The sequence below is a fragment of the Streptomyces vulcanius genome (assembly GCF_042653945.1).
Taxonomy (GTDB): domain Bacteria; phylum Actinomycetota; class Actinomycetes; order Streptomycetales; family Streptomycetaceae; genus Streptomyces; species Streptomyces mangrovi.
The window spans coordinates 85,553-96,481 of record NZ_JBHSFK010000034.1 but is presented as its reverse complement, the minus strand read 5'-3'; the positions used below and the strand labels follow the sequence as shown (position 1 = coordinate 96,481).

The window sequence follows — 10,929 nt, the reverse complement described above, 5'->3', positions numbered from 1 at the left end:
CGGGCTACTCGGGGCCGCCCGCCGAAGGGGCGCGCCGGGGTCGGGAGGGCGAACGCGCGGAGGCCCGAAGGGCCGAGCACGATCGCCCTCCCGGCGCAGGCTGTGGCGCGCCGGAGGCGAAGAGTGTGGCGGGCGGCGCATCGGTGAGTGGTTCGAGCACAGTGCAGGGAGCGAACGCGGAAGTGGCAGTGCAGCAGTCAGTCGGTCCGGACCCGTACTTCCCGGACAACGGCGATCCCCGGTACCGGGTGCATCGCTACGAACTCATGCTGGACTACCGGCCCGGGCCGAACCGGCTGTCCGGCACGGCCCGGATCAACGCCATCGCGGGCCGTGCCCAGCTGGCCGAATTCCAGCTGAATCTGGCCGACTTCAGGATCGGCCGGGTCCGGGTGGACGGGCGGCAGCCGCACTACACGCACCGGGGCGGCAAGCTGCGGGTGCGGCCCGCGAAGCCGCTGCGCGCCGGTGCCGCGTTCACCTTGGAGATCCAGTGGTCGGGGAATCCCAAGCCGGTGCCCAGCCCGTGGGGCGGGCTCGGCTGGGAGGAGCTGACGGACGGCGCGCTGGTGGCGAGCCAGCCGATCGGCGCGCCCTCCTGGTTCCCGTGCAACGACCGGCCCGCCGACAAGGCGTCGTATCTGATCTCGGTCACGACGCCGTCGGCGTACTCGGTGGTGGCGGGCGGCCGGCTGCTGACCCGGACCACGAAGGCGTCCACGACGACCTGGGTGTACGAGCAGTCGGCGCCGACGTCGAGCTATCTGGTCGGACTGGCGATCGGCAAGTACCAGACGGTGCTGCTCGGCGACCCCGGGCTCGGCGGGGTGCCGATGCACGGGCACATACCCGCACATCTGCTCCCGCAGTTCTCACGGGACTTCGCGCGCCAGCCCGGGATGATGGACCTGTTCCAACGGCTGTTCGGGCCCTACCCGTTCGACGAGTACGCGGTGGTCGTGGCCGACGAGGAGTTCGATGTCCCCGTCGAGGCACAGGGGTTGTCGCTGTTCGGCGTCAACCACGTGGACGGCGCGCGGAGTTCGGAGCGGCTGGTGGCGCACGAGCTGGCGCACCAGTGGTTCGGCAACAGCGTGTCCATCGCGGACTGGCGGCACATCTGGCTGAACGAGGGCCTCGCCAAGTACTCGGAGTGGCTGTGGTCGGAGCGGTCGGGGGGTCGTAGCGCGCAGCAACTGGCCGCCACCGCCCACCGGTTGCTCTCCGCCCGGCCGCAGGACCTGCGTATCGCCGACCCCGGCCGCAAGTCGATGTTCGACGAGCGGCTCTACGAGCGCGGCGGCCTCACCGTGCACGCGATCCGCTGCGCGCTGGGCGACGAGGCCTTCTTCCACATGCTGCGGGCCTGGGTGGGACTGCACCGGGGCAGTGCGGTGACCACGTCGATGTTCACGGCCCACGTCGCGCGCTTCGCGACGGAGCCGGTGGAGGAGCTGTTCGACGCCTGGGTCCACCGGACGCCGCTGCCACCACTGCCGATGCCGGAGGCACGGGCAGCGGTCTAGCTGTTCAGGAGAATGACGGTCATGACCACGCGTTCCTGCCCGTGCGGGCTGCCTCAGGCGTACGACGACTGCTGTGGCCGGTATCACCGGGGCCCGGCCACCGCGCCGACCGCCGAGGCGCTGATGCGCTCGCGCTACTGCGCCTTCGTGAAGGGCGATGTGGGGTATCTGCTGCGGACCTGGCACCCGCGGACCCGGCCGGGGCGGCTCGACCTCGATCCGGGGATGCGGTGGACGGGGCTGGAGATTCTGGGCACGGGTGACGGGTCCGCCTTCCACACGACCGGGACCGTGGAGTTCCGGGCGTCCTTCCGGGGCGGGTCGCTGCACGAGCGCAGCCGGTTCGAGCGGGTGGACGGGGCGTGGGTGTACGTGGACGGGGATATCGGCGCCTGAGTCAGGGCGCGAGGACGTCCAGCTCTTGGAGGGCGCCCACGGCGATCTCCCGGGTGAGCTGCTCGGCACGGTTCGCGTCTCCTTCGCGGACCGCCTCCGCGAGGTCGACGTGGAGGGTGACGGCGGCCGGGTCCGGGTCGTGGAACATGACCCGGTGCGCGGTGCGGCCGGTCAGGACCTCCGCCACGACGTCACCGAGGCGGGCGAACATCTCGTTGCCGGACGCCGCGAGGATCACCCGGTGGAAGGCGATGTCGTGGAGGAGATAGCCCTCCAGCTTGTGGCCGCGTGAGTTGGCCACCATGCCGAGCGCGCACTTGGTGAGCTCGGCGCACTGCGCCGCCGTGGCGTGCTTCGCGGCCAGTCCCGCCGCGACCGGTTCGATCGCCGAGCGCAGGACGGTGAGCGAGCGCAGCTGGTGCGGGCGGTCGGCGCCGGCCAGCCGCCAGCGGATGACCTGCGGGTCGTAGACGTTCCACTCGGCCTTGGGGCGCACGGTCACGCCCACGCGGCGCCGGGACTCGACCAGGTGCATGGATTCGAGGACCCGGACGGCCTCGCGCATCACCGAGCGGGACACGTCGAAGCGCTGGGCCAGTTCGTCGGTGCGCAGCACGCTGCCCGGCGGGTACTCCCCCGCGGTGATCGCGGGGCCGAGGGTGTCCAGTACTTGGCCGTGCAGACCCCGGCCCGGAGTGGTCATGAACTCAGCGTACGGGGTGGATCACAGACCTCGGCCACCAATAAGTCAGACTTATTTGTCACAGACTCTTGAATTCGTCGTACCTAATCGGTTTCAGTGTCTCCGGCATCAGGATCCGAACACCAGGTGTCGAGAAGACAGCGTCGAAGAAGACAGCTCGAAGAAGACAGCGAGGCAGAGATGCGTACCCCCCACGTCGTCGCGGTGATGGGCGTCGCCGGCACCGGCAAGACCACGATCGGTCCGCTGCTCGCCGCCCGGCTGGGTGTGCCGTACGCCGAGGGCGACGACTTCCACCCCCCGGCCAACATCGCCAAGATGTCGGCCGGCACCCCGCTCGACGACGCCGACCGGTGGCCGTGGCTGGACGCCATCGGCGCCTGGGCGGACGGGCGGGCGGGGCTCGGCGGAGTGGTCAGCTGCTCGGCGCTGAAGCGGTCGTACCGGGACCGGCTGCGGGCCGAGGCCCCGGGGATCGTGTTCGTGCACCTCTCGGGCGAGCGCGCGCTGATCGAGGACCGGATGTCGCACCGGCAGGGGCACTTCATGCCGACCGCGCTGCTGGACTCCCAGTTCGCCACGCTCCAGCCGCTCCAGCCGGACGAGGCCGGAGTCGTCGTGAGTGTCTCCGGCACGCCCGAGGAGATCACCGAGCGGACCGTACAGGCGCTCGCCGGGCTTTCCGACGCCCACCTCCAGTAATCCCTCCCCCACCCCCACCACTCCAAGGGACACCCGTGACCAGACTCAGCGTCGAGATGCTGGCAGCGGACGTGGTCGAGCCGATCACCTCGGCCGGCCACGCTCGGCTGGGCATCGCCGTGCTGGCGGGCATCGCCGTCATCGTGCTGCTCATCACCAGGTTCAAGCTCCATGCCTTCCTGGCCCTGACCATCGGCTCGCTCGCTCTCGGCGCGTTCGCCGGGGCGCCGCTGGACAAGGCCATCACCAGCTTCACCACCGGGCTCGGCTCCACGGTCGCCAGTGTGGGCGTGCTGATCGCGCTCGGCGCGATCCTCGGCAAGATGCTCGCGGACTCCGGCGGCGCGGACCAGATCGTCGACACCATCCTCGCGAAGGCCGGCGGCCGGTCGATGCCGTGGGCGATGGTGCTGATCGCCTCGGTGATCGGACTGCCGCTGTTCTTCGAGGTCGGCGTGGTGCTGCTGATACCCGTGGTGCTGATGGTGGCCAAGCGGGGCAACTACTCGCTCATGCGGATCGGCATCCCGGCGCTGGCCGGCCTGTCCGTGATGCACGGCCTGGTGCCGCCGCACCCCGGGCCGCTGGTCGCGATCGACGCGGTGGACGCCAACCTGGGCGTCACGCTGGCGCTGGGCGTGCTGGTGGCGATACCGACGGTCGTCATCGCGGGTCCGCTGTTCTCACGGGTCGCGGCGCGGTGGGTGGACGTTCCCGCCCCGGACCGCATGATCCCCCAGCGCCCCTCGGAGGAGCTGGAGAAGCGGCCCGGTTTCGGCGCCACGCTGGCCACCATCCTGCTGCCGGTCGTGCTGATGCTGTCCAAGGCACTGGTCGACATCCTCGTGGACGACCCCACGCACACCGTGCAGCGTGTGTTCGACGTGGCCGGTTCGCCGCTGATCGCCCTGCTCGCCGCCGTGCTGGTCGGTATGTTCACCCTGCTCAGGCCCGCCGGGTTCGCCAAGGAGCGGATCTCGCAGCTGGTCGACAAGGGCCTCGCACCCATCGCGGGCATCCTGCTGATCGTGGGCGCGGGCGGCGGCTTCAAGCAGACGCTGATCGACTCCGGAGTGGGTCGGATGGTCCTGGAGATCTCCGAGGACTGGTCGATACCGGCGCTGCTGCTGGCCTGGCTGATCGCGGTGGCGATCCGGCTCGCGACCGGTTCGGCGACGGTGGCGACGGTCTCGGCGGCCGGTCTGGTCGCCCCGCTCGCGGCCGACATGTCGACAGCCCACACGGCCCTGCTGGTCCTGGCCATCGGAGCGGGCTCGCTCTTCTTCAGCCATGTCAACGACGCCGGCTTCTGGCTGGTCAAGGAGTACTTCGGACTCAGCGTCGGGCAGAACCTGAAGACCTGGTCGGTGATGGAGACGATCATCTCGGTGGTGGCGGGCGGACTGGTGCTCCTGCTCTCCCTGATCATCTAGCGGGTCAGTCGGTGTGCCGCCAGAGTGAGTGTTCGCGTTCCGCCCACTCGGGGCTCACCGAGCCCGTGCGCATGCCGCGCCGGGCCTCCGGGTCGCCGAGGGCCATCCCGATGTGCCCGGCGAGGACGATCCCGATGGTCAGGGCCAGCCAGTCGTGGACGAAGGTCGCGCTGGTGCGCCACATGATCGGGGTGAGGTGGGTGAACCACATCAGCAGTCCGGTGCCGAGCATCACCAGCGTGGCCCCGGCGATCCAGGCCGTGTAGATCTTCTGCCCGGCGTTGAACTTGGCCGCGGGCCGGGACGATCTGCCGTGGTCCCGGCGCAGGGCGGCGCGCAGCCAGCGGCGGTCGTGCGGGCCGAAGCGGTTGAGCCGGCCGAGGTCGGCGCGGAAGGCGCGGGAGGCGAGGCCTGCCAGCACCGGGACGGGCAGGGCGAGGCCGGCCCACTCGTGGACCCTGACCACCAGTTCGCGGCGGCCGACCAGTTCCGCGAACTCGGGGACGTACAGGAAGGACGCCGTCACCACGCACACGCCCATCAGGAGGGCGGTGGTGCGGTGCACCCACCGTTCGGCGCGGGTGAAGCGGGGGATCCTGGTCACCTGGGGTGCCTCAACTCGTAGGCTCATCGTCCCGCCCGTTCGACTTGCCGACCCAGGCGTCGATGTCGTAGCCCCGATCCTCCCAGTAGCCGGGCCGCACGTCCTCGGTGACGGTGATGCCGGAGAGCCACTTGGCGGACTTGTAGAAGTACATGGGCGCCACGTAGAGGCGGACCGGGCCGCCGTGGTCGTGGCCGAGGTCCTTGTCCTGCATGCGCAGGGCGACCAGGACGTCGGCGCGGCGGGCCTGGGCGAGGGTGAGGCTCTCGGTGTAGGTGCCGTCGAAGCAGGTGAAGCGGAGGGCGCCGGCCTTCGCCTTCACTCCGGCCGCGTCGAGGAGGACGGACAGCCGTACGCCCTCGAAGGGGGTCCCGGGGACCCGCCAGCCGGTGACGCACTGGACGTCCTTGACCATCCGGGTCTGCGGCAGGGCTCTGAGGTCGGCCAGGGTGTAGGTGGCGGGGCGGTCGACCAGGCCGTCCACGGTGAGGCGGTAGTCCGTGGCGTTCTTGTGCGGGACGGAGGAGGCCACCGAGTAGTAGCGGAAGCCGCCGCCGTTGGGCAGGAGTCCGGTGAGGCCGGTGGGGTCCTTGTCGGCGGCGCTGCCGAGGAACGCCTCCAGGCCGCGCTGGAGCGGGGGCGCGGCGACGACCCCCAGGGCGCCGAGGGCGAGGGTGCCCAGGAAGACTCGGCGGCCGACGGGGGTGCCGCCGGCCTCACCGGGTTCCTCGGGCGGTTCGGGTTTCACCTTTCCATTCGAACACCCGGGAGCCCGCCGGGACCAGGTTTTCGGTCCGCCGTCAGACTTCCGTCATCTCTTCTCACCCGGTTCTCACTGACCGAGGGCGACCGCCCGGGCCGTGCCGAAGGCGGCGTACGCGTCGCGGTCCGGGTAGGACCAGGGCTGCGGGGTGGCGTGCGGGCCGATGTGCTGGAACAGCGCGGCGGCCTCGGCGACCCGGCCCTCGCAGACCTTGGCGTGGGCGAGGAAGTTCAGGTCGACCAGCCGGCGGGGGTGGCCCTCGCGCTCCCACTCCTCCCACTCCAGCCACCAGTCGAAGGCGGACTTCATCACGTCCGGGGCCCGGCCGTCCCGCCAGTGCCCGGAGGCGGCCGGGTCGGCCGGGACGAAGCCGCGGGAGGCCAGCACGCGGTAGCGCTCGGCATGCGCGACGACCGGGAGGATCGCGAGCGGGGAGTCGGCGGGCGCCTGTTCGGCGGCCCAGGCGGCGAAGTCGTAGACCTCGTGCAGCGGGTCCGGGCCGGTGTCGGCGCGGCGCTCGGCGAGCCGGGCGACCATCAGATGGTGGGCGTGGTGGTGCTCGCGGTGGCGGGCCCGGACCTCCTCGAAGATCCGTACGGTCTCGTCGCCGCCGTCGCGCTCCAGCATGAGCAGGCCGAGCCAGGGGGTGGGGTCGGCGGGTGCGAGCGCCGCGGCCTCCCGGCAGGCCTCGCGGGCCGGGGCCGGGTCCTCCTTGCCGCGCAGGGCGCGCCGGACGCGGGCGAGGGCGTGCAGGACGCGGGCGTCCGGGCAGCCGGGTGCGGCGAGCAGCCATTCATGGGCCCAGGCGGCGGCGTACGGCTCCAGGGCGAGAACGGCGATGCGGTGGGCGCGGCGGTCCCAGTCGTCGCCCGTGCGGGCGAGCAGGGAGCGGACGGCCTGCCAGCGGCCCTGGGACAACGCGGCGCGTGCGGCGCCGAGTTCGTCGTCGTCCAGGGCGGGATCGGGGGTCCGGGCGGCACGTCTGCGACTGCGCCGGAACGAGCGTGGGGGAAAGGGCACCGCGGGACTTCCTCATCCTCCTCGGTGACGGATCTGACATCGGCCCGCTATCGGCCGATCACGCACAGCAAACCCGCAGCCAACGCGTGCGTCAAGGGCCAGGGACACGTGACAGGTGTCAACTGGCCACATTGGAAAGGGACTTGAGAACGCCTCGTCGCTGGTGGGGTGCCCCGTGGAGAGGCGGATCACGGGGCGGTGTGGCGTACGCCATGGCGCGCCCCGGCCGCAGCCCACACCATGGCTGCACGGCCGGAACCACTTTCCCGGCCGTACGGTCCCCGCGCCCGCCGGCCCCGTCCGCCGGGCGCCGCGACCGAGTCAACCGCCCGGTTCCGGGTACTCCGCGTATGCCCGGAGTACTGCCCGGAAGCAGTTTTCGGGCACTCCCGGGGGCACCGAGGGCGCCGGGAGGCTACAGTCGGCCACACCGCACCCCCTCCGTGGTCCGACCGGATGATCGAGGTACACAGCGTGTCGGTTCTGGTTCTCGCACTCGCAGTCGGTGCCGCGTGCTGCCTGGGCTTCGGGTTCGTCCTCCAGCAGAGCGCCGCGCAGAAGGCGCCGCTCGGCGACTTCCTGTCGCCCCGGCTGCTGCTCGACCTGATGCGTGTACCGAGCTGGCTGGGCGGTATCGCCCTGATGGTCGCCGGCATGGTGCTGGGCGCGATCGCGCTGGGCCAGGGCGAGGTCTCGCTGGTCGAGCCGCTGCTCGCGACCAATCTGCTCTTCGCGCTCGCCCTCTCCCGGCACCGCACCAAGCAGCCGCTGGGGCGCCAGGGCTGGGCGGGGCTCGCGCTGCTCGCGGGCGGGGTGAGCACGTTCATCGTGGCGGGCGAGCCGCGCGGCGGGAACGCGGTCACCGATCCGCTCCGGCATTGGCTGATCATCGGTGTGATGATCGGTCTTGCCCTGTTGCTCACCGCATACGCCAAGCGCTCCCGGCTGAGCGCGGCCCCGGTCCTGCTGGCCCTCGCGGCCGGCCTGCTCTACGGCGTCCAGGACGCCCTGACCCGGGTCAGCGGCCAGCGTTTCGCCGCCGGCGGCCTGGGCGAGCTGCTCACCAGCTGGCAGCCGTACGCCGTGCTGGCCCTCGGCGTGACCGGCCTGGTCCTGGTCCAGAGCGCCTTCGAGACGGCTGACCTGCGGATGTCGCTGCCCGCCCTGACGGCCGCCCAGCCGCTGGCCGGCATCGTCTGCGGGGTGGGCTTCCTCGGCGACCGGCTGCGCGCCGACACCGGCGCGCTGGCCTGGGAGGCGGCGGGTCTGGCGGCGGTCGTCGCGGGCATCGTGCTTCTCGGGCTGCACCCGGCGATGCCCCGGGGCACGGCCCCTCAGGAGCGGGTGCCGAGCCTTCAGCCCCAGTGAGCCGAGAGCCCCGGTGGGCCGGGCCGAGGGCCTGCTTGGATGGGGTCCATGAGCGCTGCTGACGAGATCCTCGACATCGTCGACGAGAACGACCAGGTCATCGGCCAGTCGCCGCGTGGGCAGGCGTACGCCGAGGGCCTGCGCCACCGCTGCGTCTTCATCCGCGCCCGGAACCCCGACGGCCGGATCTTCGTCCACCGCCGCACCCCGACCAAGCTGGTCTTCCCCTCCCTCTACGACATGTTCGTCGGCGGTGTGGTCGGCGCGGGCGAGTCCTACGACGACGCGGCCCTGCGCGAGGCCGAGGAGGAGCTGGGGGTGAGCGGGCTCCCCCGCCCCGAGTTCCGCTTCAAGTTCCTCTACGACGGCGGCGCGCGCGGAAGCTGGTGGTCGGCCGTGTACGAGGTCCGCTGCGACCTCCCCGTGCGCCCCCAGGCGGAGGAGGTGGCCTGGCACGACTTCCTGCCCGAGGAGGAGATCGAACGCCGGCTCCCCGACTGGGAGTGGGTACCGGACGGGCTGGCGGCCTACCGGCGCCTCAAGGACCACGGCGCGACAGGCTAGGGTCCTGCGGGTGAGCGAGTTCGTGCGCAGCGTCCGGTTGTGGTTCCTCCCCGAGCGGGTCCGGGAGGAGGGCAGCACGCCCGACTACCGGTTCTCGCTGGCGAACGAGCGCACGTTTCTGGCCTGGCTGCGGACCGCGCTCGCGCTGATCGGCGGGGGCTTCGCGGTGGACCAGTTCCTGCCGGACCTGCGCTGGGGCTGGCGGGTCGGGCTGGCGCTCGCGCTGCTCGCGGCGGGCGTGCTGTGCTCGTTGCGTGCGGTGAACCACTGGATGCGCTGCGAGCGGGCGATGCGCCGGGGCGAGGATCTGCCCGCGTCCAGCTTCCCGGCGCTGCTGAGCCTGGTGGTCGCGCTGGTGGCCGTGGCGATGGTGGTGGTCGTGCTCGCCGGGTGGGCGGGATGAGCGAGGTGGGCGGCGCCCGGGATCCCGGGCTGCAGCCGGAGCGGACCCGGCTCGCGTGGCGGCGTACGACGTTGTCGAGCACCGTGGCCGCCGTGCTCGCCGTGAAGACCGCGCTGCACGGGGGTACCTCGGCCGTCGGGGTCGTCGCCTGCGCCCTGAGCGTCGGCCTCTGGCTCCTCTTCCTGCTTCTCGCCCACCGCCGCATCCGGGTCCTGACGCTCAGCCCGGCCCCGGCCGCGCTGGCACCCCGGCACGCCACTGTCGCGGTCCTGTGCGCGGTGGCGACGGCGGTGTGCGCGGCGGCGCTGGTGGTCTGAGGGCCGTCTAGGGGTTCTCGTCGTCCCAGGGCACCGTCACCACGATCTTGCCCCGGGTGCGGCCCTCCTGGTTCAGGCGGTGGGCGTCCGCCGCGCGGTCCAGCGGGAACGTCTCGGAGACGTGCACGGAGACCACGCCCTGTTCGGCCAGCTCGGCCAGCCGGGTGAGATCGTCGGCGTCGGGCCGTACGAAGTGGTAGCGGCCGCCGAAGTCGACGACGTCGCCGTCGGCGATCGACACCAGGCGGCCCTCCGGGGCCAGCAGGTGGGCCGAGACCTTCAGGGTCTCCCCGCCGACCGTGTCGAAGGCCGCGTCCACGCCCTCGGGCGCGAGAGCGCGTACCCGCTCCGCGAGCCCGTCGCCGTAGGTCACCGGCTCACCGCCCAGGGAGCGCACGAAGTCGTGGTTGGCCTCACTCGCCGTACCGATCACCCGGGCGCCCACATGGCGGGCGAGCTGTACGGCGATCGAGCCGACACCGCCCGCAGCGGCGTGGATCAGGACGGTCTCGCCCCGTCCGACCCGCAGGGCCTTCGTGAGCACCTGGTAGGCGGTCAGGCCGACCAGGGGCAGGCCCGCCGCCTCCTCCCAGGTGAGGTTGCGGGGTTTGCGGGCGAGGGTGCGCACGGGCGCGGCGACGTACTCGGCGAAGGTGCCGCGGGAGAGGAAGTCCTCGCGGACGTAGCCGATGACCTCGTCGCCGACCGCGAACTCCGGGACGGACGCGCCGGGGCGGACCACGACGCCCGCGACGTCCCAGCCCGGCACCACCGGGAAGACGGGGGCGAGGATCGCGTCCAGATAGCCCTCGCGGGCCTTCCAGTCGACCGGGTTGACGGCCGCCGCCCTGACCTTGACCAACACGGAGTCGGGGCCGAGCCTGGGGTCGCGGACCTCTCCGTACTCGAGGACGTCCGGGCCGCCGTAGCGGCTGTAGCTGATGGCCTTCATGGCATCGACCCTCCAGGGAATCCGGGCGCCACGCAAGCCGCATGCCGCCGGCACGACGGCTGGAAAGCGTTTGTCGGGCGGCCTCGGCGCTTCTGCGTGGGGGGCCGTCGGCCTAGGGTGGCTCCGATCACGTCGGGCGCGGCCTCTGGACTACATACCGACCGGTCGGCATCATAGG

13 protein-coding genes are annotated in these 10,929 nt (G+C 72.1%); 8 read left to right on the top strand and 5 right to left on the bottom strand.

Features of this window, described 5'->3' with window-relative positions:
* Window positions 1-182: 182 nt before the first annotated feature.
* Window positions 183-1,526, top strand: coding sequence for a M1 family metallopeptidase (locus ACFPIH_RS39475; protein WP_381180308.1), 1,344 nt, complete (start codon window positions 183-185; stop codon window positions 1,524-1,526).
* A 21-nt stretch (window positions 1,527-1,547) separates the two neighbouring features.
* The gene (locus ACFPIH_RS39470) at window positions 1,548-1,922 is read left to right on the top strand and encodes a YchJ family protein (RefSeq protein ID WP_381180306.1); all 375 of its coding nucleotides are present in this window, start codon (window positions 1,548-1,550) and stop codon (window positions 1,920-1,922) included.
* A 1-nt stretch (window position 1,923) separates the two neighbouring features.
* On the opposite strand, the gene ACFPIH_RS39465 is transcribed toward ACFPIH_RS39470, so the two are convergent.
* Complete coding sequence (locus ACFPIH_RS39465) at window positions 1,924-2,625, bottom strand: FadR/GntR family transcriptional regulator (protein WP_381180304.1); 702 nt, start codon at window positions 2,623-2,625, stop codon at window positions 1,924-1,926.
* Window positions 2,626-2,805: 180 nt separating this feature from the next.
* On the opposite strand from ACFPIH_RS39465, the gene ACFPIH_RS39460 reads away from it, so the two are divergent.
* Window positions 2,806-3,327, top strand: coding sequence for a gluconokinase (locus ACFPIH_RS39460; protein ID WP_381180302.1), 522 nt, complete (start codon window positions 2,806-2,808; stop codon window positions 3,325-3,327).
* Between the two features lie 35 nt (window positions 3,328-3,362).
* Window positions 3,363-4,760: a GntP family permease gene (locus ACFPIH_RS39455; protein ID WP_381180300.1), complete on the top strand. Its 1,398-nt coding sequence runs from the start codon at window positions 3,363-3,365 to the stop codon at window positions 4,758-4,760.
* 4 nt (window positions 4,761-4,764) lie between these two features.
* On the opposite strand, the gene ACFPIH_RS39450 is transcribed toward ACFPIH_RS39455, so the two are convergent.
* From ACFPIH_RS39450 to ACFPIH_RS39440, 3 genes are all read right to left on the bottom strand, one after another.
* Window positions 4,765-5,391: a cytochrome b/b6 domain-containing protein gene (locus ACFPIH_RS39450; RefSeq protein ID WP_381180298.1), complete on the bottom strand. Its 627-nt coding sequence runs from the start codon at window positions 5,389-5,391 to the stop codon at window positions 4,765-4,767.
* On the bottom strand, window positions 5,375-6,112 hold the full coding sequence (locus tag ACFPIH_RS39445; RefSeq protein WP_381180296.1) for a molybdopterin-dependent oxidoreductase: 738 nt from the start codon (window positions 6,110-6,112) through the stop codon (window positions 5,375-5,377). Before ACFPIH_RS39445 ends, ACFPIH_RS39450 begins: the two co-directional genes overlap by 17 nt.
* A gap of 84 nt (window positions 6,113-6,196) precedes the next feature.
* A complete protein-coding gene (locus tag ACFPIH_RS39440; protein WP_381180294.1) occupies window positions 6,197-7,147 on the bottom strand; it encodes a hypothetical protein in 951 nt (316 codons plus the stop codon).
* Window positions 7,148-7,621: 474 nt separating this feature from the next.
* Between ACFPIH_RS39440 and ACFPIH_RS39435 the strand changes: the two genes are divergently transcribed.
* Genes ACFPIH_RS39435 through ACFPIH_RS39420 form a run of 4 tightly spaced genes read left to right on the top strand, consistent with a single transcriptional unit; the run spans window position 7,622 to window position 9,799 of the window.
* Window positions 7,622-8,515 carry a DMT family transporter gene (locus tag ACFPIH_RS39435; protein WP_381180292.1) on the top strand — a complete coding sequence of 298 codons (894 nt, stop codon included), beginning with the start codon at window positions 7,622-7,624 and terminating at the stop codon, window positions 8,513-8,515.
* Window positions 8,516-8,563: 48 nt separating this feature from the next.
* Complete coding sequence (locus ACFPIH_RS39430; RefSeq protein ID WP_381180290.1) at window positions 8,564-9,079, top strand: NUDIX hydrolase; 516 nt, start codon at window positions 8,564-8,566, stop codon at window positions 9,077-9,079.
* Window positions 9,080-9,089: 10 nt separating this feature from the next.
* Window positions 9,090-9,482: a YidH family protein gene (locus ACFPIH_RS39425; protein WP_381180288.1), complete on the top strand. Its 393-nt coding sequence runs from the start codon at window positions 9,090-9,092 to the stop codon at window positions 9,480-9,482.
* Window positions 9,479-9,799, top strand: a complete 321-nt coding sequence (locus tag ACFPIH_RS39420) for a DUF202 domain-containing protein (protein WP_381180287.1) — start codon at window positions 9,479-9,481, stop codon at window positions 9,797-9,799. The genes ACFPIH_RS39425 and ACFPIH_RS39420 overlap by 4 nt, the downstream gene beginning before the upstream one ends.
* 7 nt (window positions 9,800-9,806) lie before the next feature.
* Here the strand turns inward: ACFPIH_RS39420 and ACFPIH_RS39415 are convergent, their stop codons facing one another.
* A complete protein-coding gene (locus tag ACFPIH_RS39415) occupies window positions 9,807-10,751 on the bottom strand; it encodes an NADP-dependent oxidoreductase (RefSeq protein ID WP_381180285.1) in 945 nt (314 codons plus the stop codon).
* Window positions 10,752-10,929 lie beyond the last annotated feature (178 nt).

Bases quoted from the DNA above. Each gene is read 5' to 3' on its own strand.
- ACFPIH_RS39470 (WP_381180306.1), top strand. From the start codon at position 1,548: ATGACCACGCGTTCCTGCCCGTGCGGGCTGCCTCAGGCGTACGACGAC.
- ACFPIH_RS39465 (WP_381180304.1), bottom strand. From the start codon at position 2,625: ATGACCACTCCGGGCCGGGGTCTGCACGGCCAAGTACTGGACACCCTC.
- ACFPIH_RS39460 (WP_381180302.1), top strand. From the start codon at position 2,806: ATGCGTACCCCCCACGTCGTCGCGGTGATGGGCGTCGCCGGCACCGGC.
- ACFPIH_RS39450 (WP_381180298.1), bottom strand. From the start codon at position 5,391: ATGAGCCTACGAGTTGAGGCACCCCAGGTGACCAGGATCCCCCGCTTC.
- ACFPIH_RS39430 (WP_381180290.1), top strand. From the start codon at position 8,564: ATGAGCGCTGCTGACGAGATCCTCGACATCGTCGACGAGAACGACCAG.
- ACFPIH_RS39420 (WP_381180287.1), top strand. From the start codon at position 9,479: ATGAGCGAGGTGGGCGGCGCCCGGGATCCCGGGCTGCAGCCGGAGCGG.
- ACFPIH_RS39415 (WP_381180285.1), bottom strand. From the start codon at position 10,751: ATGAAGGCCATCAGCTACAGCCGCTACGGCGGCCCGGACGTCCTCGAG.